Origin of the sequence: Streptosporangium sp. NPDC000095 (genome assembly GCF_042899335.1) — a bacterium.
Lineage (GTDB): Bacteria > Actinomycetota > Actinomycetes > Streptosporangiales > Streptosporangiaceae > Streptosporangium.
Window position 1 is genome coordinate 924,321 of the sequence record NZ_JBIAZS010000001.1, and the last position, 23,874, is coordinate 948,194.

Consider the following 23,874-nt stretch of genomic DNA (forward strand, 5'->3'; position numbering starts at 1 on the left):
GACATGTCGTGGTGACCCCGGTGAGGGGGTCCGCGCTTGCGGCACGCCCACCGTGCCGCCTGGTCTCCCCCGGGGGCACCCCGCCGCGGTGCGAGGGTTGCCGGTCAGCCAGCCGGGGCTTCGCACTGACACTCTTAACCTATTTAGAAGGTAGGAAATACATAGATCTCTGTCAAGCCTTAATGTCGGGGAATGTCCTATGAGAGCGTGAACGTGGTCTACCGCAAGTACGACGGGTCACTGCACTGGCACCACCGCGGCCTGCTGCTCGGCGAGGACGAGCACGGGGTGTGGACGGGCTGCGTGGCCAACTCCGTCGGCCACAAGGGCGACGGCCCCGCAGTCGCCTGGCCTCATCCGTTCGTGATGCTCTTCCCTCGCGACGCCTGGTGGACGGCCGCGTTCAACACGGCACCGCACAAGCACGAGATCTACTGCGACATCTCCACGGTGCCGCGGTGGAGCGACGGCCAGGTCACCATGATCGACCTCGACCTCGACGTGATCAGGGTCCGCGAGAACCTGCTGAAGGGCCGCCTGAGCCGGGTCTTCCTGGACGACGAGGACGAGTTCGAGGAGCACCGGGTCAGGTACGCCTACCCGCCCGACGTGGTCGAGCACGCCCGTGCCTCGGCCGCCTGGCTGATGGAGGCGGTCACCACCCGAACCGCCCCCTTCGGGGACGCGCCGCACTGGCTCACCCTGGTCAGCTGAGCGCGTCCCCTCCGGCCACCTCAGGCGCGGTTACGGAACAGCCTGCCGGACAGCAGCGCCGAGACCAGCAGGAAACCGCCGCACCAGGCCAGCGCCTTCCACGGGTCGCTCCCCACGGGCGTGTCGAGCAGCAGGCCGCGCACGGACTCGATGATCGGCGTGGCCGGCTGGTTCTCCGCGAACCCGTGCAGCCACGCGGGCATGGTGTGGACCGGGACGAAGGCGCTACTCGGGTAGGGCAGGAACATCACCGCGAAGGTGAAGCCGCCCGCGGCCTCCGGCGTCCTGGCCAGCAGGCCGACCACGGCGGAGACCGCGGAGACGGCCAGGACGAACACCACCAGGATGCCCGCCGCCGCGGCCCAGCCCGCCAGGTCCGCGTTCGCCCGGAAACCGAGCAGGAAGGCGACGACGAACACGATGACGAGCGAGGTGAGGTTGCGCACGGTGCTGGCGGCCACGTGCCCGCCCAGGAACGCCGCCCCCCCGATGTCCATCGACCTGAACCTGTCGACGATCCCCCGGCTCATGTCCTGGCTGACGGCGACCGCGGTCAGGGAGGCGCCGTAGGAGGCGCACATGACGAGGACGCCGGGGACGGCGTAGGTGACGTAGTCGGTGCCGGTCTGGATCGCGCCGCCGAACAGGTAGACGAACATCAGCATGATCATGACGGGCAACAGGAACGAGGTGATCAGCGCGTCGAGGTTGCGCAGCGACAGGCGGACGGCGCGGCCGGTCATGACCGGCCAGGCGACGAGCTCAGACACCGGCCCGCCCCCCGCACTCGACCACGGGACCGGACACTCGCCGCTCCTCGATTGTCGAGACGTCCATCACCGTGAGGTCAGACACCGGCCCGCTCCTTGTCCGTCGGATTGTCCGTCAGGGCGAGGAACGCGTCGTCGAGCGTGGCGCCTCGCACGGTGAACCTCTCGACCGCGGAACGCCCGGGATCCACCTCGTCCAGCAGGGCGCGGATCTGCGCGGCGCTCCCGTCGGTGGCCGCCTCGACGGTGAGCCTGGCGGGATCGGCGTGCACGGCACGCGCACCGAGCAGGCGCGTCACCTCGGCGAACGAGCCGGCGTCGGCCAGTACGAGGTTCAGCCGCCAGGCGGCGACCCTCGCCTTGAGCTCGTCGGCGGTGCCCTCCGCCACCACCCGCCCGCCGTCGAGCAGCGCGATCCTGCCGGCGAGGCTGTCGGCCTCCTCCAGGTACTGGGTGGTGAGGAAGACCGTCGTCCCCGAGTCGGCGAGGCGGGTGATCACCTCCCACATCGCCTGCCTGCTCCGCACGTCGAGCCCGGTCGTCGGCTCGTCGAGAAAGATCACCGATGGTGCGCCGACGAGCCCGGCAGCCAGGTCCAGGCGTCGCCACATACCACCCGAGTACGTGCCGACCCGCCGCTTTCCCGCCTCTACCAGGTCGAACCGCTCCAGGAGCTCGGCCGCCCTGCGGCGGGCCCCCGCGCGTGACAGGCCGGACAGGCGGCCCATCATCCGGAGGTTCTCCTCGCCGGTCAGCAACTCGTCGACCGCCGCGTGCTGGCCGGTCAGGCTGATGGCGCGGCGCACCCGGCGGCGGTCGCGGACGATGTCGAACCCGGCGACCGTGGCCCGTCCCCCGTCCGGCCCGACCAGCGTCGCCAGGGTGCGTACGGTCGTCGTCTTGCCCGCCCCGTTGGAGCCGAGCAGCGCGTACACGCTCCCCCTGGCGACGCGCAGGTCGACGCCCTTCAGGACGGCGACCCTGCCGTAGGACTTGGTGAGGCCGACCGCCTCTATCGCTGTATCCACTGCCCCTCCTGTGTATGGCGTACGCTCTACTGTTTATGACATACACGATATTGCGTAAGGTATACACTCACAGAAAAGGACGGTCAAGCCCGGGAGCGCGATGGAAGTGCCGGAGAGCGTGGAGATCGCCTGGGGCCTGCGCGAGCGGCCCGGCAAGGGCCCCAAACGCAGCCTGAGCCTGGAGCACATCGTGGAGGCCGCCCTGCGGGTGGGCTCCGCGGAAGGGCTCGCCGCGGTCTCGATGAGCAAGATCGCCGCCGAGCTGGACGTCTCCACGATGGCGCTCTACCGCTACGTCTCGTCCAAGGGCGACCTGCTCATGCTCATCACGGACGCGGTGCTCGGCCCGCCTCCCCCGCTCCCCGAGCAGGGCGACGACTGGCGTCAGGGCGTCCACCGATGGGGCGCCGCCATGCGCGTCGCCCTGCAGCGACACCCCTGGTCGCTGCGCATCCCCATCACCGGGCCGGGAATCATGCCCAACCACGTCGCCTGGCTGGAGACCGGACTGCGCTGCCTGCGCGGCACCGGACTGGACGCGGACACGAAGCTCGCGGCGCTGCTGCTGGTCAACGGCTTCGTCAGGACCGAGGTGGCGCTCCTCGCCGACCTCCAGGACGCCCACCGCACCTCCCAGGTCACCGACGAGGAGGCGTTGTCCGGCTACGGCAGGTCACTCGCCAGGCTCACCGACGCCCAGCGCTTCCCCGAGATCCACGAGCTTCTCGAAGCCCGGGTCTTCGACAAGCCGGGCGGCGAGAACGACGAGTTCGCCTTCGGCATGGAACGCATCCTCGACGGCCTCGCGGTGCTCGTCACCGAAAAGCCACCCACCTGATCGTCGGCGACCGCACACCGCCCACGCCGTGACCGACACCCCGCGCCCTCCGAGGCCGCCCACGTCACGCCCCCGTGCGCGCCGGAAACCCGGTGGCGTTCCTGCCCGGTGAGCCGAATGCCGCCGGACACGCCATCGGAGCCCACGAGCCTGCCGGGCTACAGCGGCGGGAAGTCAGGGGCGCGGCGCTCGACGAAGCTCGCGACGCCCTCGACGAAGTCCGGCCGGGCGAAGGAGTCGGCCATCAGGCGCTTCGCGGCCGACTCCGACGCCTCCAGGCTCTGCTGCCAGTCACCCCAGACCTGACGCTTGATCACCGCCATCGAGGCCGGGGAGCTGTGCGTCGCGAGCTCGCGGGCGTAGGCCAGCGTCTCCTCCATCAGCCTCTCCCCCGGCACCGACCGGCCGGCCAGGCCCAGCTCGTACGCCTCGGCGCCAGTGAAGGTGCGGCCAGAAAGCAGCAGGTCCATCGCCCTCGCCTGACCGGCCAGGCGGGGCAGGATCCACGACATGCCGTACTCGGCGATGAGGCCGCGCCGGGCGAAGGCAGTGGTCCACTTCGCCTCGGCGGCCGTGAAGACCAGGTCGCAGAGCAGGGCGTGGACCATGCCGAGCCCGGCGCAGGCGCCGTTGACGGCGGCGATCACCGGTTTGCGGATCGTGGTCGGGAAGGTGGTGGGACGCGGGTCGGGTCGCCCCGCGTAGGAGCCGTCCTGGAGGGCGGTGAGCGTCTGGAAGTCCGCACCGGCGCAGAATCCCCGCCCCGCGCCGGTCACCACGATCACCCGGACCTCGGGGTTCTTCTCGGCCTCGGCCAGCTCGTCGAAGTAGCGACGGCCCATCTCGTCGGTCCAGGCGTTGAGCCGGTCCGGGCGGTTGAGGGTCAGCGTCAGCACGCCCCGCTCGATCGACGACAACACCGGATCGGCCATTGCGCATCCCCTTCGACAGTCCGCCGGGGGCTCCCCGCCCGGAGAGCCACAGAATATCGTTCTATACCTTCTCCCTCTCCGGCGTCAGCATGTGCGAGCGGACCAGATCCTCGACCGTGGCGCGCAGGCCGAGGAAGGAGGAGGTGCGCTTGACGGTGAGCGCCCGGTAGGCGGGCAGGTCGATCGGCACCTCGGCGGCGACCCTGCCGGGACCGCAGGCGAAGACGAGCACCCGCTGGGCGAGCAGGACGGCCTCCTCCACGTCGTGGGTGACCATCAGCACGGTCGTGCCCGTGTCGCGCCACACCTGGCGCAGGAAGAGTTGCATGTCCTCCTTGGTCTGTACGTCCAGCGCCCCGAACGGCTCGTCGAGCAGCAGCACGGCCGGCTCGCACGCGAGCGCCCTCGCGATCGCCACCCGCTGACGCTGCCCGCCGGACAGCTGCCGGGGCAGCGCGCCCGCCAGGGACGACAGTCCCACCTCGCCGAGGTACCAGCGGACCCGCCGCTCCCGGTCCGCCCTGGAGATCGGCAGCAGTCGCAACCCGAAGGCCACGTTCTCCGCGACGGTGAGGAAGGGGAACAGCGCGCCCGACTGGAAGACCAGCCCGCGCTCGGGACCGGGACCGGTGACGGGCGCCCCGGCGAGCGAGATGGATCCCGCGCTCGCCGGGGTGAGCCCGGCGATCAGAGAAAGCAGCGTCGACTTGCCCGAGCCGCTCGCCCCGACCACGCACACGAACTCGCCTGGCTCCATCGACAGGTCGATGCCGTCCAGGACGCGCGTGGCGCCGTAGTCCTTGGCCACGCCGCGCAGTACAAGGGTCATGCCGTCCACCTCCCGAAGCGGTCACCCGGAACCCGTGGCATGACACCGATCGGCACGCACCTCACGCCACCCACCTCCCGAGGCGATCGCGCAGCAGGCGCAGCGCGACGTCGATCAGCAGGCCGACGACCCCGATCACGACGAGCACCGCGAAGATCTTGTCGGTCTGCAGGAACCGCTGCGCCCGGACGATCCGGTAGCCGAGCCCCGACTCGGCGGCGATGAGCTCGGCCACCACCACGAAGTTCCACGCGGCGGCGGCGTTGATCCGCGCCGCGTCCACGACCGCCGGGAGCGCGTACGGCCAGGTCACCTTCCTGAGGATCTCGCCGCGCCTGGCGCCGAGGGTGGCCGCGGCCTGGCCCAGCTCACCGGGCACCCGCCGTACGGCGTCGGCGACCATCAGCGTGTTGAAGAACACCACGCCCAGCACGAGAATCGCGATCTTGGAGGGTTCGCCGAGGCCGAGCCAGATGATGAGCAGGGGGATGAAAGCGGCGGCCGGCATGTAGCGGAGCAGGCCGACGGCCGGTTCCAGCAGGGCCAGCGCCACGGCCGAGGTGCCCATCGCGACGCCCAGCGGCACCGAGATCAGCACCGCCAGCCCGAAGCCGGCCCCGACCCTGCCGAGACTGGCGAGGGTGTCGTCGAGCAGCTGCCCGCTGCCCAGCATCTCCGCGAACGCCTCCAGGACGGCCAGCGGGGAGGGCAGGAAGGTGGGATCGACGAGCCCTGCCGTACTGACGGCCGCCCAGAGGGCGAGCGGGACGAGCACGGAGGCCGCCCGCAGGCCCCAGCGGGCCCGGACGGACGGACCTCCCGCTCCGGATCGGTCCTTCCCGAGGAACGTGCCGGAGCCGGGGGTGCGTCTTCTCAGCCGTCCGGGACGGTCCGAGCGCCGGGGCAGCGGCTCCCAGTCCCGCCGTCCCTCGTCGGGAGGTGCGGCGGGCTCCACGGTCCGCGCGCTCATGAGGGCCTCGACCTTCCGGGTGGCGAGCAGGGCGAACTGGACCCGCCCCGGCCACAGCCGGTCGTCACCCGGCGTTGTCTCCATGTCGGCGTCTCCATGTCGGTGCTCCCGCTCTGATCGCTCTCACCGCTCTGACAGCCCGCACGGCTCTCACCGCTCCCACGGCTCTCACGGTTTGAGGCTCCTGACGAATTTCGGCTCGAACAGACCGTCCAGCGACGGCTCGGTGTCGGCCAGGCCCGAGTCGACGAGGAACTTCGCGATCAGGGACGCCTGGTTGTCGAGGTGGTCACCGGTGTCGCCGGGTTCGAAGGCGGCGAGGTTGTCCTCCAGGGAGAAGATCGTGGTCCCCGCGTCGTAGCTCGTGTAGTCGGCCTCGCTCACCCCCGCCCGCTTGGCCATGATCGCGGTGGCGTCGGCCCGGTTGGCGGCGATCCACTCCAGGGTCTCGAACCAGGTCTTCACCAGTGCCTGCACCTCCTGCGGCCGTTCGGCGACGAGCGAGGCGGCCACCACCAGGTGGTCGGGGATGGCGCCGGGGAAGTCCTTGGAGGTGGCGATGGCCGTGGAACCCGGCAGTTCCAGCGCGGTGGTGGTGAAGGGTGCGAAGACCCCGACCGCGTCCACCTGGCCTGCCTTGAAGGCCGCGGCGGCGGCATCGGTCGGCAGCGGCTTGAAGGTGACGTCCTTCTCGGTGAGCCCCGCCTTCCGCAGCGCGAGCAGCAGCAGGTAGTGGTCGACCGTTCCCTGCTCGGCCGCGACGGTCTTGCCCTTCAGGTCGGCCACCGTCGAGATGCCGGATCTGGCGATGATCTGGTCGTTGCCGGTGGAGTTGTCGTTGACCAGCACGATCGTCTGCTTCGCCCCGCCGGACACCGAGGCGATGGTGTCGTTGAGCGTCTGGCTGTTGGCGTCGACGTTGCCGGTGGCGAGCGCCGTCAGGCTGTCGGTGTAGCTGTCGAAGTACTTCAGCTCGACGTCGAGGTTGTTCTTGGCGAACAGTCCCTTCTCCTGGGCGACCTGCCAGGGGAACCAGCCGGGCCAGGCGGAGAAGCCCAGTGTGAGGGTCTTCTCGCCGCCGGAGGCGGCGGGCTCGGCGGCTCCGCCCGGGGTGGAGGCGCACGCCGCGCAGGCGGCGAGGAGGAAGAGCGAGACGAGCAGGCGGAGCGAGAACGGAGCGCGGGACGAACGAAACGACCCGAGCGACCCGGTCCGGCCGGGCGGCCTGGACGAAACAGACCGGCGGAGGGTGAGAGGCGGGCGGCGGAGCATCAGGAGGCTCCCTTCCTCGTGGGCAGGTGCCCGGAACGGACCAGGCAGCCGAGGGTGTCGCAGATGACGCGGGTGGCGATCAACGAGGTGATCTCCGCGTTGTCGTAGGGCGGCGAGCACTCCACGACCTCGATCCCGGCGAGCGGCGCCGCGTCGGCGATGATCTGGATGAATTTCAGGACCTCGCGCGGCAGGAAGCCGCCAGGTTCCGGCCAGCCGGTGCCGGGGACGAACGCGGCGTCCAGGCAGTCGACGTCGAAGGAGAGCCACACGGCCTCGGCGTCCTTCCAGGCGACCTCCAGCGCGCGCTCGGCCGCCGCCTCGATGCCCATGTCCACGCAGTCGGTGACCGTCATGATCGTGGTGCCGCGCTCGCGGCCGACCTTCACCCCCGGCCGGGGCGCCTGCCAGCCGCCGATGCCGATCTGCACCAGGTTCTGCGGCGGCACGTTGGGGATGTCGGTCGCGTGGAACCACGGCGTGGTGTGCATGCGCTCGTCGAGGTCGGTCTCCTGGGTGTCCACGTGCCGGTCGAAGTGGATGATCCCGAGGTTTCCCGAGAGGTGCTCGGCCACGCCGCGCACGGTCGGGTACCCGATGGAGTGGTCGCCGCCCAGGACGACGGGAAAGGCCCCGCTGGAGTAGACGTGCGAGACGGCCTTGGAGATCTGGTCGAAGGTCTTCTCGATGTTGCCGGGGATGGTGAACACGTCCCCGAGATCGGCCATCGTGATCGACTCGCGCAGGTCCACCCCCAGCTCGAAGCTGTAGGGGCCGTACAGGGCGGAGATCTTCCTGATGCCCTGCGGTCCGAAGCGGGTGCCCGAGCGGTAGGTGGTGCCGCCGTCGAACGGCGCCCCCAGGATCGCCACGTCGTACTCCCCGCAGCGCCGCACGTCCTCGACGTACGGGGCCTTGAGGAAGGTGTTGATCCCGGCGAAGTGCGGGAGTTCTCCTCGGGAGAAGGTCGGGATGCGCCGGTCGACGATGGAGTCGGCGCCCTGCAGGCCCACCTCCAGGGCCCAGGCGACCTCGCGTTCCCAGTTGGTGGTGGGCAGTTCGGCCTCGCGGTCGACGGCGAAGCGAGCCTCGGGGCCGTACCTGTCGGGCGCCGAGGGTGCCGCGGACGAGGGGCCCTGGCGGGCGGGGTCGGATGCGGACGGGTGCCAGTGCATGGAGCTCCGATCAGCTCGGAACCCGGCCGGAGGGCAGCCGGGATCGGCCGGCCTCCCGGGCTTTTGTCCCGCCGTGGAACGGCCACGCGGCCGCCTGCACCTCTCGGACCAGTCCCGCGCCGACGCCGTACGACCTCACGGTCGTGACATCCGGCGTCGGCTGCGGCGGAACCCTAGGTGCGCCCCACCATGAGGTGGGTCACTGCAAGTGCATCGCCGGTACGTTTCCCCCGGATTAACCCCCCGTTGCAGTCCGGTGACCGAGTGCACGCTCCAGGGAGTCCGGATGGTGGACGAAGTTCGGTGACAGCTGCCGGTCCTCGTAGTAGCGGTGGAAGACCGGGGTGGCCGAGGCCGAGATGGGGGGCACGATCCAGGACCAGTCGGCTGGGCAGACCCGTCCTTCCTTCTCCTCGCGTTCCAGATGCATCAGGAAATGTCTGGACTCGGTGTGGTGGTCGGTCATCGTCACCCCGGCCCGCTCGAAGGAGTGCAGGACCGCCACGTTCAGCTCCACCAGCGCGTAGTCCCGCCAGAGTGAGCGGTCGCTCTCGGTGTCCAGGCCCATCCGCCGGGCGATGACCGGCATCAGGTCGTAGCGGTCGGCGTCGGCCAGGTTGCGGGCGCCGATCTCGGTCCCCATGTACCAGCCGTTGAACGGGGCCGCCCGGTAACAGATCCCGCCGATCTCCAGGCACATGTTCGAGATGACCGGAACCGCATGCCAGCGCAGTCCCAGCTGCTCGAACCACGGATAGGCGGGGTGTGAGAGCGCGACCTCCAGCACGGCGTCGCCGGGGATCGTGGACAGCAGCGGAGGCCCGTCCCCCATCGAGATCGCCAGCGGGAGGACGTCGAAGGGACTTCCCGGCCCCCCTGCCCAGCCCAGCTCGCGCAGCATCGCGGTGAAATCGGTGTAGCGGGGATCGCCGACGACCGAACCGTCCTTCGTCGCGTATCCGGCGTAGCGGATGAGCTGCTCGTTCCAGATCCTCGGCCCCGGAGCCCCCGGCCGATCGGGAGGGAACACCGTGATCGTCGGGCGGATCCTGCGGTTCGGCGCCGCGTCCCGCAGGTGGTTCACGCACTCGACGGCGACCCCCTCGGCCGTGGTGACGTGTCGCCGGTCGCGCACCCGCAGCGAGCGCCAGTACAGGCGCCCGATGCACCTGCCGCTGTTGCGCCAGGCCACCCTGGCACCGAAGATCAGCTCGCCGGGAGTGTGCGTGTACGTTCCGGTCCCGGCGATCTCCTGCCGGACCTCACGCAGGCGTTCCCGCAGGGTTCCCGCCCCGGGGTTCTCGGCGTGGAAAAGCCTGAGGTAATCCTCGGCCGCCGCCACGTCGACCGGGGGCACCTCGGGAACGCCCCTGGAAACACCGTCAGGGACACCGCCGGGAACACCGTCGGAAATGCCCACGGGCCCGAGTACACCGGGGACGTCGCGCATCGAATCCGGCGTGCTCCGCCGGGACCTTCGCCAGGTCAGCACAGAAAAACCACCCATTGTGGCTCACGGGCACGGCGACCGTTCCGGGCGGCGCGGTGCCCTCGACGCGGCGGCCCTTCCCCGCTGCGATCGCTGTTGTCCGCGGCAGCCGCGCACCGGTCCGCCCGCCAAGATCATGGCGGCGCCGGGCGTGGCGTTCCCTATTTTCTGGGATTCACAGTGGTTTGTCCGGCGAACTGGAACGCGGGAGGCTGACTGAATCAGGACAGAAGACGGCAAAGGCCCCGGAAGCTGGGCTTCCGGGGCCTTTCAACTGGCTCCCGCGATAGGACTCGAACCTATAACCTGCCGGTTAACAGCCGGCTGCTCTGCCGATTGAGCTACACGGGATTGCGCTTCGCGCTGGTCGGACCGGGTGTCCCCCGTTCCTTGCGGCGCAGGAATAGATTAGCGCACTCCGTGGGTGTGTGTCGCATCGATACTCCGGGGTAGGGGCGAGACGAGGCGATCCGCGAGTGATCACAGGACAGGGTCCGCGGAACATGTTTGTGGAGGTGGACATGCGTTATCGACTGATGCTCGGAGTGGGATTCGCGGTCGGCTACATCCTGGGGAGCCGCGCCGGCCGGGAACGTTACGAGCAGATCAAGCGGCTGGCCCAGCGCGTCTCCGACAACCCCGCCGTGCAGGAGACGGCCGGCCTGATGGGCGCCAAGGTCTCCCAGGCGACGGATGTGGCGAGGACCAAGGTGAGCGACGTGGCCAAGAACCGGCTGCCGTTCCTGCGCTCGACCAACGGCTGGCACAGCGACCAGCACGACGACACGGGCACCGGCTGGCCGGAGAACCAGAAGACCAACGCACCCTACTGATCTTCCTGCCGCCGCTCCGTCGGCAGCCACGGGCCGAGCACGGCCCGCCGGTGCGAAGGGCCCCTACGGGGGCCTTTCGCGTGTCCGGAGGCCGATATCTCAGACGCCGAAGCTTCGGCGTGTCTCCTCAAGCGCCTGCTCCGCGAGGGCACGCAGGCCCGGATCGTCCGGGTCGAGGCCGACGTCGAAGACGAACTCCCAGATCAGCCGGTCGGCGTCGGCCTTCCTCGCCACCAGTCGCACTCCCCCGCGCGCGTCCAGCGGAACGTAGTGGTTGACCACGATCGAGGCGATCACCCGCTCCCGCACGGCCTCGGGGATCCGGCCCGGCTCGGGCAGCAGCGCCCGGTGCGAGCGCCCGTCGGTGGTGGTGACCGTCAGCCCCTCCTCGTCCCACACCCCGCGATCCACCTGGAACCAGGGCACGCGCTCGCCGCCCAGGTAGAGGGCCTTGTCCGCGGCGATCACGTAGCCGTCGGGGCCCTCCGCGTAGGCGAGCACCCGGTCGCCGGGGACGGCGGCCGCGCGGACCTCGGGGGGCATGCGATTGAAGAGCTTCACCGTTCCACGGTATCCGCCAGCAGGTCGAGGGTGAGCGCCGCCGACCAGGAGAAGTCCCGGCTGCCGCGCCCGCTGCCGTCGAAGGGGTCGAAGCACTCGCGAAAACCCGCCTGCCGTACGAGGCGCAGGGTGCCCGAGCCGAGCACCCGCACCAGCCCTTCCAGGCCGTGCACGGCCGCCGCCCGGCGCAGCAGCCAGTTGGTGTTCACCCAGGACGGCCCGCGCCAGTAGCAGGACCGGTCGAACTGCGGTGCGCGGATCTCGCAGCTCGGCACCGGATATCCGGCGGCCCCCATGAAACGGGCCGACTCCAGCACACTCACCAGATCCGCGACCCGTTCACCGGGCATCCCCTCGTCGAGCATCGGCCCGAAGCAGCCGACCGTGCACACGGGACTGAGCCGGTCGCCGCGCAGGTCGCGGGCACGGAAGACCCCGCCGTCCCAGAGGCGTTCCAGCAGCGCCGCGCGGATCCGCTCCACCGCCTCCCGGTGCGGGCCCGCGTCCGCGCCCGCCACCGGGGCCAGCTCGGTGAGGGCCTGGCAGGAGGCGAGCCAGATCCCGTTGAACATCGGGTCCTCGACCGCGAACGGGTGCTCGTCCCGCAGATAGGCTGGGTCGTAGCCGGAGTCCCGGCAGCCCAGGGCGAGCGCCATGTAGCGGTCGTGGCGGCTGTCGGTACGCCACTCGGGGAGTTCCTCGCGCCGCCGGTAGGCGGGACGGACCGGGGGGAGCCCCTCCAGGGGCGCGTCCCAGGCGGGGCTGTCGTCCATCCCCGACTCCCACGGGTGCACGATCGCGGCGAGCCCTCCCCCGCCGAGGTCCCTGCGGGTGGCGAGGTAGTCGTGCTGGGCGACCAGCATCGGATAGAGCCGCCGCACCAGGGCCACGGCCGTGTCGCGGTCGGCCGCGTGCCGCCATATCCACCACAGGGCGAGCGCGTGCAGCGGTGGCTGCGTCAGCCCCGAGGTGCACACGGTGCGGGGGGAGGCCGGGTGCTCCCGGGATCGCCAGACCGAGGGGCCGGGGAAGTATCCGTCCGCGTGGACGGGATGGAAGACGATGTGCGGCACCATTCCGGTCGCCCACTGCCCGGCCAGCAGGCTGATCAGCTCGGTCCCCGCTCTGCGGGTGTCCCAGCGGGCCAGGCCGATCGCGACGAAGGTGGAGTCCCAGTTCCACTGGTGGGGGTAGAGGCCGGGCGCGGGGACGGTCGCGGACCCCGTCCAGTTCGCGTCGAGCACGGACCACGCCTCGCGCCCGAGCGCGGCGTCGTCGACCGCCGCTCGCGACTCCATCCGCCCAGTCTGCGCCTGTATCGCCCAGGAGAACAGCCCGGCCCCCCGAATGCGCCGAACAGGAACGCCGTACGCCCCGGAAAACCGGGGCTTTTGGAGTGATCACCACGACAGGAATCCCTGGTGATCGGCGCCGGACCACCGCACCGGCACGAACCGGGGAAGCGGGGAGACCGGGTGATCCGCGCCGGACCACCGGAAAGATTCCCTCGGGAGGGCGAGGACTCCAGGTGACCGGTACCGGACCACCGGAAAGGTTCTGCCCGGGAAAACGAGCTCCAGGTGATCGGCGAGAGCGGCACCGGCCCGGAGAGAGGGCGCCCTGACGGCCGCGGTGGTGAGGTCGGCCGAACGGCGCGGGCCCCGGGAACGGAGGTTCCCGGGGCCCGCGCCGTGTGGCTCCTCAGTCGAGGTAGTCGCGAAGCATCTGCGCCCTCGTCGGGTGCCTGAGCTTGGCGAGGGTCTTCGACTCGATCTGCCGGATGCGCTCGCGCGTCACGCCGAACTCCCTGCCGACCTCCTCCAACGTGCGGGGATGTCCGTCCGCGAGCCCGAAGCGCAGCTGGATGATGCGCTGCTCGCGATCGGAGAGGGTCGCGAGGATGTCGTCGAGCTGGTCCTGCAGCATGATGAAGGCCGCGGCCTCCATCGGCACGACCGCGTCGGCGTCCTCGATGAAGTCTCCGAGGTCGGAGTCCTCCTCGCCGATCGGCGACTGGAGCGAGACCGGCTCCTGGGCGATCCGCTGGATCTCGATCACCCGGTCGATCGGCAGGTCCATCTCCAGGGCGATCTCCTCGGGCGCGGGCTCGCGGCCGAGATCCTGGTGGAGCTGGCGCTGGACCCGTACCAGCTTGTTGATCGTCTCGACCATGTGCACCGGAATTCGAATGGTGCGCGCCTGGTCCGCGATGGCCCTGGTGATCGCCTGGCGAATCCACCAGGTGGCGTATGTGGAGAACTTGTAGCCCTTGGTGTAGTCGAATTTCTCGACCGCCCGGATGAGCCCGAGGTTGCCCTCCTGGATGAGATCCAGGAACAGCATCCCGCGTCCCACATATCTTTTGGCGATTGACACGACCAGCCGCAGATTGGCCTCGATCAGCCGCTGCTTGGCCCGCGTGCCCTGCCAGGCGAGCTCCTTGAACTCCGGGAAGACCATGCGTGAGACGACGCTGGTCAGCTTGTCCTCGGCGAACAGGCCCGCCTCGATGGACTTGGCGAGCTCCACCTCCTCCTCTGCCGTGAGCAGGGGGACGCGACCGATCTCCCGCAGGTATATGCGGACAAGATCGCTGGTCGGGGCCCTTTTTCCGACATCCTCCTCATCGGCCCGGGCGGGCTCCTCATCGCCCTGGGGCTCAAGAACCTCCACTCCGTTCTCGGCGAGCATCCGGACGACGCGTTCGAGCGCGTCGGACGGCAGCTCGGACTTGTCGAGAGCGGCGGCCACGTCATCGACCGTGACGCTTCCGCGCTCTCTTCCCTTCGTGACGAGGTCGGCCACCTGGTCTACCGATGGCGGCCCACTTGGCAGCACCGATGCACCCACGGGAGACAGTCTGCTGTATTGGGTCCCCTAAATGGCAGACCTATTTTTGTCACCGAAGGTAAGGCGACGATCATTATCGGATCGAGACCTTATTCGGGTTTGGTGTAATCAGTGCGCGGATATTAATGCCATTTATGCCGTCGGCTCCCGGCCATCGGCTCCCGGCCGTCAGCTCCCGGCCGTCAGCTCCCGGCCGCGCGCTCCCTGAGCACGCGCCGCTGGTGCTCCAGCGCGACCAGCTCTCCGAACAGCCGGTTGTACTCCTGCTGCTCGTCGACCGGGTTCGTCCGCTCCATCCTCGACTTGAGCCGCTCGATGGCCCGCGTCACCGAGACGAGCTCCAGGGCCGCCAGCATCGCCGAGGCGTAGCGCTCCTCGCTCGCCAGGTCGGCCCGCAGCTCCTCGACGGCGAACCGGGTGACGACCCCGCGCAGGGAGTCTTCGGCCCCGCGCAGCAACAGGTCGACCCACTCGCGTCCGCCCTGCCCCGCGGCGGCGGTGCCGCCGGAGTCGACGATCAGCCGGTAGAGGGCCGTGTGCTCGGCGAGTGTGAACGCCTCCGCTCCCAGCGCCTCGAAGCCGGGGCCGAGCAGCGCGGGACGCTGCACGGCCAGCCGGAGCACCTCCGCCTCGGTCCGCACCCCGGGGTCGGTGAGGTCGGCGACCTTGCGGGGTCCCGCGGGGCGCTGGGCGCGCGGCTGGGCCGCCGCGGAGACCTCGGCGATCCGGTCGAGGACGAACTGCTCGTTGTTGAAGCCCAGCCACCGGTCGAGGTCGACGGCGTACAGCCGGCGCAGCGACCTGTCCTTGATGCCGGCCACGATCGGGGCGGCGGCGTCGAGGGCGGAGAGCCGCCCCTCGTTGGTGCTCCCGTCGTAGCGGGAGATCACGCTGCGGATGGCGAAGGCGAACAGCGGCTCGCGCCCGGCGATCAGGTCGCGCACGGCCGCGTCGCCCTGCCTGACGCGCAGATCGCACGGGTCGAGGCCGTCGGCCTGCACGGCGACGAAGGTCTGGGTGACGAACTTCTGCTCGTCGGCGAAGGCGCGCAGGGCCGCCTTCTGGCCGGCCGCGTCGCCGTCGAAAGTGAAGATCACCTCACCCCGCGACCCCGACTGGTCGAGCAGCAGCCGCCGGAGCACCTTGATGTGCTCCTCGCCGAACGCGGTGCCGCAGGTGGCCACCGCCGTCGGCACGCCCGACAGGTGACAGGCCATCACGTCGGTGTAGCCTTCGACGATCACGGCCTGGGAGCGCTTGGAGATCTCGCGCTTGGCCAGGTCTACCCCGTAGAGGACCTCGCTCTTCTTGTAAAGCGGGCTTTCCGGGGTGTTCAGGTATTTCGGCCCGTCTTCGGCATCGTTCAATTTCCGTGCGCCAAAACCGATGACGTCTCCGGTTATGTCGCGGATAGGCCAGACCAGCCGTCCCCTGAAACGGTCGATCGGGCCACGCCGCCCCTCCTTCGCCAGCCCGCCCTTGATCAGCTCCGCGGTGGTGAAGCCCTTCGCCATCAGGTGCCGTGAGAGGGCCTCCCACTCGGCGGGGGCGTATCCGACGCCGAAACGCTCGGCGTCGACCCGCTCGAACCCGCGCTCCGACAGGAACCTGCGCCCGATCGCGGCGTCGGGGGCCGAGAGCTTGGAGGCGTAGAACTCGGCCGCCGCCCGGTGCGCCTCGATCAGGCGGATGCGCTCGCCCTGCTCGCGCCCGGGGACGTAGCCGCCCTGCTCGTAGCGGAGCTGGACGCCCGCCCGGTTGGCGAGCCGCTCGACCGCCTCGCCGAACGACAGGTGCTCCAGGCGCCGGACGAAGGTGATGACGTCACCGCCCTCGGCGCAACCGAAGCAGTACCAGTAACCCCGGGTGGGGGTCACGTTGAAGGACGGGCTCTTCTCCTCGTGAAAGGGACAGAGCCCCTTCAGGTTGCCGCCGCCGGCGTTGCGGAGCTGGATGTGCTCACCCACGATGTCGGCGATCGGCGAGCGCTCCCGTACGAGCGCGATGTCCTCATCACTGATCCGGCTTGCCACGCCGCGAGTCTAGTCCGGCCTCCCGACAGATCGGGGCGGGGAGCCGGGCCCGCTCCCGCTTCGATCTTCCGGCAGGCCAGGGGGACCACCGGGACGGGAGGGACAGGAGGAACGATGACTTTCCCGAATTGGTCCTGACCAACCAGGACGTCGGTTACAAAGGTAAAGGCGGATTCTCGATAATGTACGCGGGTGGAGATCATGCGATCGGGGCATATAGCACGATTGGCCGCCGTGACCGGCGCGGCGCTCGTCACCGCGGCCTGTGCGCCGCCGGGCGGGGTGGCGGGCATCGGTACTGCGGCCCCGACCCCCGGAGCGGAGTCCGCGGCCGGAGCGCCGGCCTCGTCGGTCACCGCGACCATGCCCCAGGCGACTCCCACCTCCGCTCCCCCTCCCACGGCCGTCGACCGCCCCAAGGCCGACTCCCCGGTGCAGGTTCCGCCGCCGAAGGTCTCCGAGCACACCTACGTCTTCCCGGTGAAGGGCTGCTCGGTCACCTACGAGAGCAGGCTCCTGGTTCTGCCCAAGACCACGATCTGGGCGGGCAAGGGCTGCTCGTTCGTCTCCCCGGTGAACGGCGTGGTCGACGAGGTCAACACCAAGAACCGGTGGAAACCCTCCACCGATCGCGGCGCCGACCGTGAGGGCCGGTTCGTCACGGTGATCGGCGACGACGGCGTCCGCTACCTCGGCGGCCACCTGGACAAGATCGCCCTGGGGGTACGGCCGGGACTGCGCGTCAGAGCCGGTCAGGTCCTGGGCCAGGTCGGCAACTCGGGCAACGCCCGCTCGACCGCGAGCAACCTCTACTTCGCGATCTCCTGGAAGACCTCGCCCTCGATGTGGTGGGTACGCCGGGGCATGGTCAAGCCCTGGGACTACCTGGACGCCTGGCTGAAGGGCAATCCCACGCTCTCCCCCAGGGAGGAGATGCTCGCCGTGATGAAGCAGACCGGGGCGGCTCCCCGCTGCTTCACCCTGTGCGCGTCGAAACCGCAGCCCACGCCGACGAAGAAGCCCACCAAGAGGAGGTCGGAGCCGTCGCAGGAGCCGGTGCAGATCCCGTTGAACGGCGGCACCTGACACCGGGAACGTGACAGGGCGGGCTCGCCCGTCCACCGGTCGGCCCCTGACAGTCGGCCACTGACGAAGGAGGGTCGTCCCCGTCGCCGGAAGGCGCGCCGGGAACGCGACAGGGCCCGGTCAGCGGCCGGCGAGGGCGCGGTGCCAGGCGACCGCGGAGGTGTCGGTGAGCGAGGCGATCTGGTCGACGACCACGCGAAGCCGGCCGGCGTCACCGGCGGCCCTGGTGAAGGCGGGCCTGAAGGCGGGCTCCAGGGTCCCCGGGGCGCCCAGCATGATGTGGTGGGCCAGGTCGTGGATCAGCTCGCGCTGCCTGACCTGGTTGGCGCTGTGCGCGTCGCTGCTCATCACGTAGTGGGCCGTGACCCCCTTGAGCAGCGCGCACTCCAGACGGGTGGCCCTGGGCACGATCAGGTCGGCGCTGTAGCGTCCGGCCGCCGGTCCGTACGCCTCGCGGGTGGCGACCTCGGCGGACCTGCAGAAGCGGCCGATGAGCGAGCTGGTGAGCCCCTTGATCGCGGCGAGGTCGGCGAACGAGCTGTCGAAGTGACGGGGCCAGAGCGGCTGGGTGATGAGACGGTGGAAGAGGTCCTCCAGCTCGCCCGGCTCGGCGTCGGGGGCGTACCACTCGCGGGTGGTCGCGCAGACCTCGCGGCGCTCCGCCGGATCGCGCATCGCCTCCAGCAGCACGCCGCCGGAGTGCAGGGCGTCCTCCAGGTCGTGCACGGAGTAGGCGACGTCGTCGGCCCAGTCCATGATCTGCGCCTCGAAACTCACCTGCCCCTCCGGAGCGCCCTCCCTGATCCATTCGAAGACCGGCATGTCGTCGTCGTAGACGCAGTACTTGGCGCTTCTCTCGCGGGTCCACGGGTATTTGACGGCGGCGTCCAGGGAGGCCCTGGTGAGGTTGAGCCCGGCGCTGCGGCCGTCCTCGGTGACGACCTTCGCCTCCAGCCGGGTCAGCAGGCGCAGGCTCTGCGCGTTTCCCTCGAAGCCGCCGCACCCCGCGGCGAGGTCGTTGAGCGCCGTCTCCCCGTTGTGGCCGAACGGCGGGTGGCCGAGGTCATGGGCGAGGCACGCGGTCTCCACCAGGTCCGGGTCGCGGCCGAGGGTCTCCCCCATCTCACGGCCGATCTGCGCGCACTCCAGGGAGTGGGTCAGCCGGGTGCGGGGGATGTGCTGGCCGCTGCCGAAGGTCTCTCCCGGGCCGACGACCTGGGTCTTGGCGGCCAGCCGCCGGAGCCCGGCGCTGTGCAGCACCCGCGCCCGATCGCGCTCGAACGGGCTTCTTTCCGGGTTGCCGGGTGGTTCCGGCACCCACCTGACCTGATCGTGCTCGTCATAACCATGCATAAGTGCACTGATTTTATCCGCGAAAGGCACCTGCTATGCGGAACGGCGAGAAAACACCAGGTTATCGGGTATGCGGCGCCGTTCCCCGCCCGTTCGCGCGCTCCTTCGGGAGCGCTACCGAGGGAGCGCGACCCGCGGCCACCGTTCCCGCCCGCCGGGAGCGCGGGCGTCGCGGGCGTGAGGTGTACCGGTCCCCGCGGCCGCCCCGGGTGAGGGTGGGACGGGCCGCGGGGACCGGCTCCGCGGAGAGTCGCCCCGGCGGCGCCGGAGGCGACTTCCCGCGAAGTCAGGGTGCCGACCGCGAGGGTCAGCGGGTGTCGGAGCCCTCGCACACCAGGGTGGCTCGGGCGGCCTCCAGACGGGCGACCGGGATGCGGAACGGCGAGCAGGACACGTAGTCGAGACCGGCCTGGTGGCAGAAGTGGATCGAGTCCGGGTCACCGCCGTGCTCGCCGCAGATGCCCAGCTTCAGGTCGGGCCGGGTCGCGCGGCCCTGCTCGACGGCGATCTCCACGAGCCTGCCGACGCCGTCGCGGTCCAGGGTCTCGAACGGGGAGACCCCGAAGACGCCCAGCTCCAGATACTTGGAGAAGAAGGCGGCCTCGACGTCGTCCCGGGAGAAGCCCCACGTCATCTGGGTCAGGTCGTTGGTGCCGAACGAGAAGAACTCGGCGGCCTCGGCGATCTGCCCGGCGGTGAGCGCCGCGCGGGGCACCTCGATCATCGTGCCGATCAGCGCCTCGACCTCGGCCTCCGCGAGGATCCGCCGCGCCTCGTCCCGCACGTGTTCCAGCTCCTGGACGGCGGCCACCAGCGGGATCATGATCTCCGGGCGGCTGCCCGGCACCGCCTTGGCCGCCGCCGCGATCGCCCGGACCTGCATGGCGAACACGCCGGGGATGACCAGGCCGAGCCGCACGCCGCGCAGGCCCAGCATCGGGTTCTCCTCGTGGAGCCGCTTGAGCGCGGCGAGGAGCTTGCGGTCCTTCTCCTCCGCCGCGTCACCGGCGAGGGCGACCCGTACCGACAGTTCGGTGTAGTCGGGCAGGAACTCGTGCAGCGGCGGGTCGATCAGGCGGATCGTGACGGGCATGCTTTCCATCGCCTGGAAGATCTCCGTGAAGTCCGCCCGCTGCAGCGGCTCCAGCGCGGCCAGCGCCCGCTCGCGCTCCTCGTCGGAGACGGCCAGCACCAGGTCCTCGACCAGGGCTCGACGGTCGCCGAGGAACATGTGCTCGGTGCGGCAGAGGCCGATGCCCTGGGCGCCGAACCTGCGAGCCCTCGCGGAGTCCTCGCCGGTGTCGGCGTTGGCGCGTACGGCCATCCTGCGTACCTCGTCGGCGTGGGACATGATCCGGTGCACGGCGCGGACGAGCTCGTCGCCCCGGTCACCCGAGCCCTCGAAGTACTCCACGACCGGGGAGGGGACCACGGGCACCTCCCCGAGGTAGACGGCCCCGCTGGTGCCGTCGATGGAGATCACCTCTCCCTCGGAGACCACGAGGCCGGAGGCCGTGGTGAACGTGCGGTCCCTGGCTGAGACCTCCAGCTCCTCGGCGCCGCAGACGCAGGTCCTGCCCATGCCCCTCGCGACCACGGCGGCGTGCGAGGTCTTGCCCCCGCGGCTCGTCAGCACGCCCTGGGCGGCGATCATCCCGGCGAGGTCGTCGGGGTTGGTCTCGCGGCGGACCAGGATGACGGCCTCTCCGCGCCCGGCGAGCTCGACGGCCCTGGCCGTGGAGAAGACGGCCTTGCCGACCGCCGCGCCCGGCGAGGCGTTCATCCCCCTCGCGATCATCTTGGTGCCGGCGTCGTCGGCGAAGCGGGGGAACATGAGCTGGGCGAGCTGGTCGCCGGACACGCGGGTCACGGCCTCGTCCAGGTCGATGACGCCCTGGTCGACGAGCTGGACGGCGATGCGGAACGCGGCGCCCGGGGTCCGCTTGCCCACGCGGGTCTGGAGCATCCAGAGCTTGCCGCGCTCGACCGTGAACTCGATGTCGCACAGGTCGCGGTAGTGGTTCTCCAGCGTCTCCATGGTCCGCATGAGCTCGTCGTAGACGGGCTTGTCGAGGCTCTCCAGCTCCTGCAGCCGCATGGTGTTGCGGATGCCCGCGACCACGTCCTCGCCCTGGGCGTTCTGCAGGTAGTCGCCGTACACGCCCTGCTGGCCGCTGCCGGGGTCGCGGGTGAAGGCCACCCCGGTGCCCGAGTCCATGCCGCAGTTGCCGAAGACCATCGAGCAGACGCTGACCGCGGTGCCCAGGTCGGCGGGGATGCGTTCCTGGCGGCGGTACAGCACCGCGCGGGGGGCGTTCCACGACGCGAACACGGCCTCCACCGCCATGCGCATCTGCCGGTGAGGGTCGGCGGGGAAGTCCTCGCCGGTCTTGGCGTAGACGATCTCCTTGTACGTCGCGACCAGGCGCCTGAAGTCGGCCGCCTCCAGCTCCAGGTCGTCGCGGCCGTCCTTGAGCTCCTCCAGGGCGCCGTCGAAGAGTTCGCCGTCGATGCCCTGGACGGTCTTGCCGAACATCTGGATGAGGCGCCGGTAGGAGTCCCAGGCGAAGCGCTCGTTGCCGCCCGCCTGCTTGACCAGTCCGTGAACCGAGTCGTCGTTGAGCCCGATGTTGAGAACGGTCTCCATCATGCCGGGCATGGAGAAGGCGGCCCCCGAGCGCACGCTCACCAGGAGCGGGTCGTCGGCCTGGCCGAGGCGGCGGCCCATCGCGGCCTCCAGGGCGGCCAGGTGCGCGGAGACCTCCTCCTGCATCCCCTCGGGCAGGGTCCCGTTCGCGAGGAAGCTCCGGCACGCCTCGGTGGTGATGGTGAAGCCGGGGGGAACCGGCAGCCCGAGGTTGGTCATCTCGGCGAGGTTCGCTCCCTTACCGCCGAGCAGATCCCTGAGATCTTTGTTGCCCTCGGTGAAGTCGTAAACGTACTTCGGCACGGTTGCTCCTTCTGCGACTTCAGAACGATGTCTGGTTCCGCCTCCATCCGGACTCTACCGACGAACAAGGCAACGAAACGGCACCCACCACGTGAAACAGCATTATCGCAGCTCAGAGCACGTACACCGGTCTAATCCAATTCAAATCACGGCCAAATGCGTAAGGATATCGATCACCTGGGAAATTGGTTTACACCAATTGGTATAAACCAATTTTTCCGGCATTCAACCCCGTTCACGGCCGGTTCAGCGACCCGCCAGGCCCACTTCCACGAGAGGGTTCAGGTCGGGGACATCGCCTTCCGCGGGGCCCTCTCCCGACGGGAGCCACAGCACGAACACGCTCCCCTCGCCCAGCCGGGAGAACAGCCGCACGTGCCCGCCGTGCGACTCCACGATCTGGCGGACGATCGCCAGGCCCAGTCCGCTGTGCCGGTCGCGGCGGCTGGTCTGGCCGCGCCAGAAACGGTCGAACACCCGCGTCTGGTCGTCCTCGGGCACCCCCGGGCCGGCGTCGCGCACCGCGACCCAGATCCAGCCCTCCCTGCGGCCCCCGGTACGACCTGCCGCCACGACGACCTCGCTCCCGCCCGGCGCGAGCCGTACCGCGTTGGAGAGCAGGTTGCCCACGGCCCGGCGCAGGGCGTCGTGGTCCCCCACCCCGCGCAGTCCGGCGGGCAGCGCCTTGCGGATCGACAGCCCGCGTCCCGCGGCGAGCGTGGTGAACTCCTCGGCCGCCTCGGCGGCGAGCGCACCCACGTCCACCTCGGCGTCGGCGAGCGCGGGCGCGGACCGGCGCGCGGTCGCGAGCAGATCCTCGACCAGGCGGGTCATCCGGGTGGTGGCCCGGTCCACGATGGCCACCGCCCGCATCCGCTCCTCCTCGGTGCTGTCGGGCGAGGCGAGGACGGCGTCCACATTCGCCCGGATGATGGCCAGCGGGCTGCGCAGCTCGTGGGAAGCGTCGTCGATCAGCTGCCGCTGCGCCAGGAAGGCGCCCTCAAGGCGGCCGAGCATGGTGTCGACGGTGTCTGCGAGGTCGCGGAGCTCGTCCTTCGGACCGGTGAGCAGGATCCGCCGCGACAGGTCGGTGCCCTGGATCTCGGCGGCGGCCCTGGTGATCGAGCGCACCGGACGCAGCACCCGGCCCGACAGCACCCAGCCGATGCCGAAGCTCACCAGGAAGAGCCCGCCCAGGGTGAGGAACGAGTAGTCGCGCAGGGTCCGCAGGGTGAGCAGGTTGACCGCGTTCTCCACCTCGGCGAGTTCGACGACGGGGGCCTTGCCCACGTAGCGCTCGGTGTCGACGCTGTAGAGCTTGGCCTGCTGGACGGTGTAGGGCCGCTCCTCCGCGCTCCTGGCCACGGCGACGTACAGCACGCCGATGACCAGGGCACAGAGCAGGAACAGCAGGCTCGAGTAGAGGACGGTGAGCCGGAAGCGGATCGTCTGCACGAAGGAGAACCTCACGTGTCCTCCCTCAGCCGATAGCCCTTGCTGACCACGGTCTCGATCACGGCGTCGGCTCCGAGCTTGCGCCGCAGGTTTCCCACCGTCACCCGCACGGTGTTGGTGAACGGGTCGGTGTGCTCGTCCCAGACGTGTTCCAAAAGCTCCTCGGCGGAGACGACGTGCCCGGGACGGGTCATCAGATAGTGCAGGACACCGAACTCCTTGGGGGTGAGTCCCAGCTCGCGTCCGGCCGAGTGGGCCTCCACCCGGGAGGTGTCCAGCCGCAGCGAACCCACCTGCAGGATCGCCGTCCCACCGCCGGGCTCCCTGCGCAGCAGCGCGCGGACGCGGGCCAGGAGTTCGGGGAAGGCGAACGGCTTGACCAGGTAGTCGTCGGCGCCCTCGTCCAACCCCCTGACCCGGTCGTCCAGCCGGTCCCGCGCGGTCACCATGATGATCCGCACGGCCTGGCCCTGGTCGGTGCCGCGCAGCGCCCTGCACACCTCGAAACCGTCCCCTCCGGGCAGGTTGAGGTCGAGAAGGACCAGGTCGTACGAGTTGACCTGGAGCTTCTCCCGCGCCTGGGCCACGTCGTAGGCGACGTCGACCGCGTATCCGGCCCGGACGAGCCCCACCCGCAGGGCGTCGACCAGATCTTCCTCATCTTCGACAACGAGCAGTCGCATGGTACGAACCTAGGTCGTGCGCGGCCGGAAACGCGGATGCCACCGCCATACCG

20 protein-coding genes, 1 tRNA gene and 1 riboswitch are annotated in these 23,874 nt (G+C 70.2%); of the genes, 4 read left to right on the forward strand and 17 right to left on the reverse strand.

Features of this window, described 5'->3' with window-relative positions:
• Nucleotides 1-27 precede the first annotated feature (27 nt).
• Nucleotides 28-140: riboswitch (SAM riboswitch) on the reverse strand.
• Between the two features lie 52 nt (nucleotides 141-192).
• A complete protein-coding gene (locus ACFY3V_RS03810; RefSeq protein WP_389769687.1) occupies nucleotides 193-714 on the forward strand; it encodes a DUF402 domain-containing protein in 522 nt (173 codons plus the stop codon).
• A 20-nt stretch (nucleotides 715-734) separates the two neighbouring features.
• Here the strand turns inward: ACFY3V_RS03810 and ACFY3V_RS03815 are convergent, their stop codons facing one another.
• Nucleotides 735-1,484, reverse strand: coding sequence for an ABC transporter permease (locus tag ACFY3V_RS03815; RefSeq protein WP_389769690.1), 750 nt, complete (start codon nucleotides 1,482-1,484; stop codon nucleotides 735-737).
• 77 nt (nucleotides 1,485-1,561) lie between these two features.
• Complete coding sequence (locus ACFY3V_RS03820; RefSeq protein ID WP_389769693.1) at nucleotides 1,562-2,512, reverse strand: ATP-binding cassette domain-containing protein; 951 nt, start codon at nucleotides 2,510-2,512, stop codon at nucleotides 1,562-1,564.
• A gap of 100 nt (nucleotides 2,513-2,612) precedes the next feature.
• On the opposite strand from ACFY3V_RS03820, the gene ACFY3V_RS03825 reads away from it, so the two are divergent.
• Nucleotides 2,613-3,350 (forward strand): TetR/AcrR family transcriptional regulator, encoded by a 738-nt coding sequence (locus ACFY3V_RS03825; RefSeq protein ID WP_389769696.1) that lies wholly within the window; start codon nucleotides 2,613-2,615, stop codon nucleotides 3,348-3,350.
• 158 nt (nucleotides 3,351-3,508) lie between these two features.
• Here the strand turns inward: ACFY3V_RS03825 and ACFY3V_RS03830 are convergent, their stop codons facing one another.
• From ACFY3V_RS03830 to ACFY3V_RS03860, 7 genes are all read right to left on the reverse strand, one after another.
• Nucleotides 3,509-4,282, reverse strand: coding sequence for an enoyl-CoA hydratase-related protein (locus ACFY3V_RS03830; protein WP_362898334.1), 774 nt, complete (start codon nucleotides 4,280-4,282; stop codon nucleotides 3,509-3,511).
• Between the two features lie 61 nt (nucleotides 4,283-4,343).
• Complete coding sequence (locus ACFY3V_RS03835) at nucleotides 4,344-5,111, reverse strand: ABC transporter ATP-binding protein (protein WP_362898336.1); 768 nt, start codon at nucleotides 5,109-5,111, stop codon at nucleotides 4,344-4,346.
• A 61-nt stretch (nucleotides 5,112-5,172) separates the two neighbouring features.
• The gene (locus ACFY3V_RS03840; protein WP_362898338.1) at nucleotides 5,173-6,165 is read right to left on the reverse strand and encodes an ABC transporter permease; all 993 of its coding nucleotides are present in this window, start codon (nucleotides 6,163-6,165) and stop codon (nucleotides 5,173-5,175) included.
• 84 nt (nucleotides 6,166-6,249) lie between these two features.
• Nucleotides 6,250-7,353 (reverse strand): ABC transporter substrate-binding protein, encoded by a 1,104-nt coding sequence (locus ACFY3V_RS03845; protein ID WP_389769701.1) that lies wholly within the window; start codon nucleotides 7,351-7,353, stop codon nucleotides 6,250-6,252.
• Nucleotides 7,353-8,528 (reverse strand): agmatinase family protein, encoded by a 1,176-nt coding sequence (locus ACFY3V_RS03850; RefSeq protein WP_362898342.1) that lies wholly within the window; start codon nucleotides 8,526-8,528, stop codon nucleotides 7,353-7,355. The genes ACFY3V_RS03845 and ACFY3V_RS03850 overlap by 1 nt, the downstream gene beginning before the upstream one ends.
• A gap of 235 nt (nucleotides 8,529-8,763) precedes the next feature.
• Entirely contained in the window at nucleotides 8,764-9,948 is a 1,185-nt protein-coding gene (locus tag ACFY3V_RS03855; RefSeq protein WP_389769705.1) for a nitric oxide synthase oxygenase, read from the reverse strand.
• Nucleotides 9,949-10,292: 344 nt separating this feature from the next.
• A tRNA-Asn gene (locus tag ACFY3V_RS03860) sits at nucleotides 10,293-10,368 on the reverse strand.
• Between the two features lie 170 nt (nucleotides 10,369-10,538).
• Between ACFY3V_RS03860 and ACFY3V_RS03865 the strand changes: the two genes are divergently transcribed.
• Complete coding sequence (locus ACFY3V_RS03865) at nucleotides 10,539-10,850, forward strand: YtxH domain-containing protein (RefSeq protein WP_362898346.1); 312 nt, start codon at nucleotides 10,539-10,541, stop codon at nucleotides 10,848-10,850.
• A 99-nt stretch (nucleotides 10,851-10,949) separates the two neighbouring features.
• Here the strand turns inward: ACFY3V_RS03865 and ACFY3V_RS03870 are convergent, their stop codons facing one another.
• From ACFY3V_RS03870 to dnaG, 4 genes are all read right to left on the reverse strand, one after another.
• Nucleotides 10,950-11,411 (reverse strand): hypothetical protein, encoded by a 462-nt coding sequence (locus ACFY3V_RS03870; protein WP_389769709.1) that lies wholly within the window; start codon nucleotides 11,409-11,411, stop codon nucleotides 10,950-10,952.
• Nucleotides 11,408-12,709 carry a hypothetical protein gene (locus ACFY3V_RS03875; protein WP_362898348.1) on the reverse strand — a complete coding sequence of 434 codons (1,302 nt, stop codon included), beginning with the start codon at nucleotides 12,707-12,709 and terminating at the stop codon, nucleotides 11,408-11,410. The genes ACFY3V_RS03870 and ACFY3V_RS03875 overlap by 4 nt, the downstream gene beginning before the upstream one ends.
• 403 nt (nucleotides 12,710-13,112) lie before the next feature.
• Nucleotides 13,113-14,249 (reverse strand): RNA polymerase sigma factor RpoD, encoded by a 1,137-nt coding sequence (gene rpoD, locus ACFY3V_RS03880; RefSeq protein ID WP_362898350.1) that lies wholly within the window; start codon nucleotides 14,247-14,249, stop codon nucleotides 13,113-13,115.
• 194 nt (nucleotides 14,250-14,443) lie between these two features.
• Complete coding sequence (dnaG, locus tag ACFY3V_RS03885; RefSeq protein ID WP_350944474.1) at nucleotides 14,444-16,294, reverse strand: DNA primase; 1,851 nt, start codon at nucleotides 16,292-16,294, stop codon at nucleotides 14,444-14,446.
• A gap of 201 nt (nucleotides 16,295-16,495) precedes the next feature.
• Here dnaG and ACFY3V_RS03890 point away from each other — a divergent pair, with 201 nt between their 5' ends.
• The gene (locus ACFY3V_RS03890) at nucleotides 16,496-17,380 is read left to right on the forward strand and encodes a peptidoglycan DD-metalloendopeptidase family protein (protein WP_350944836.1); all 885 of its coding nucleotides are present in this window, start codon (nucleotides 16,496-16,498) and stop codon (nucleotides 17,378-17,380) included.
• Between the two features lie 120 nt (nucleotides 17,381-17,500).
• Here the strand turns inward: ACFY3V_RS03890 and ACFY3V_RS03895 are convergent, their stop codons facing one another.
• The 4 genes from ACFY3V_RS03895 to ACFY3V_RS03910 all read right to left on the reverse strand — a co-directional run bounded on the left by ACFY3V_RS03895 (nucleotide 17,501) and on the right by ACFY3V_RS03910 (nucleotide 23,821).
• Nucleotides 17,501-18,733, reverse strand: coding sequence for a deoxyguanosinetriphosphate triphosphohydrolase (locus ACFY3V_RS03895; RefSeq protein WP_350944476.1), 1,233 nt, complete (start codon nucleotides 18,731-18,733; stop codon nucleotides 17,501-17,503).
• A 307-nt stretch (nucleotides 18,734-19,040) separates the two neighbouring features.
• Entirely contained in the window at nucleotides 19,041-21,683 is a 2,643-nt protein-coding gene (ppdK, locus tag ACFY3V_RS03900; protein ID WP_389769715.1) for a pyruvate, phosphate dikinase, read from the reverse strand.
• A gap of 246 nt (nucleotides 21,684-21,929) precedes the next feature.
• Complete coding sequence (locus tag ACFY3V_RS03905) at nucleotides 21,930-23,153, reverse strand: sensor histidine kinase (protein WP_389769718.1); 1,224 nt, start codon at nucleotides 23,151-23,153, stop codon at nucleotides 21,930-21,932.
• The gene (locus ACFY3V_RS03910; RefSeq protein ID WP_350944480.1) at nucleotides 23,150-23,821 is read right to left on the reverse strand and encodes a response regulator transcription factor; all 672 of its coding nucleotides are present in this window, start codon (nucleotides 23,819-23,821) and stop codon (nucleotides 23,150-23,152) included. Before ACFY3V_RS03910 ends, ACFY3V_RS03905 begins: the two co-directional genes overlap by 4 nt.
• Between the last annotated feature and the right edge of the window lie 53 nt (nucleotides 23,822-23,874).

Bases quoted from the DNA above. Each gene is read 5' to 3' on its own strand.
- ACFY3V_RS03810 (WP_389769687.1), top strand. From the start codon at position 193: ATGTCCTATGAGAGCGTGAACGTGGTCTACCGCAAGTACGACGGGTCA.
- ACFY3V_RS03825 (WP_389769696.1), top strand. From the start codon at position 2,613: ATGGAAGTGCCGGAGAGCGTGGAGATCGCCTGGGGCCTGCGCGAGCGG.
- ACFY3V_RS03830 (WP_362898334.1), bottom strand. From the start codon at position 4,282: ATGGCCGATCCGGTGTTGTCGTCGATCGAGCGGGGCGTGCTGACGCTG.
- ACFY3V_RS03835 (WP_362898336.1), bottom strand. From the start codon at position 5,111: ATGACCCTTGTACTGCGCGGCGTGGCCAAGGACTACGGCGCCACGCGC.
- ACFY3V_RS03840 (WP_362898338.1), bottom strand. From the start codon at position 6,165: ATGGAGACAACGCCGGGTGACGACCGGCTGTGGCCGGGGCGGGTCCAG.
- ACFY3V_RS03845 (WP_389769701.1), bottom strand. From the start codon at position 7,353: ATGCTCCGCCGCCCGCCTCTCACCCTCCGCCGGTCTGTTTCGTCCAGG.
- ACFY3V_RS03850 (WP_362898342.1), bottom strand. From the start codon at position 8,528: ATGCACTGGCACCCGTCCGCATCCGACCCCGCCCGCCAGGGCCCCTCG.
- ACFY3V_RS03865 (WP_362898346.1), top strand. From the start codon at position 10,539: ATGCGTTATCGACTGATGCTCGGAGTGGGATTCGCGGTCGGCTACATC.
- ACFY3V_RS03875 (WP_362898348.1), bottom strand. From the start codon at position 12,709: ATGGAGTCGCGAGCGGCGGTCGACGACGCCGCGCTCGGGCGCGAGGCG.
- ACFY3V_RS03890 (WP_350944836.1), top strand. From the start codon at position 16,496: ATGCGATCGGGGCATATAGCACGATTGGCCGCCGTGACCGGCGCGGCG.
- ACFY3V_RS03895 (WP_350944476.1), bottom strand. From the start codon at position 18,733: ATGCATGGTTATGACGAGCACGATCAGGTCAGGTGGGTGCCGGAACCA.
- ACFY3V_RS03910 (WP_350944480.1), bottom strand. From the start codon at position 23,821: ATGCGACTGCTCGTTGTCGAAGATGAGGAAGATCTGGTCGACGCCCTG.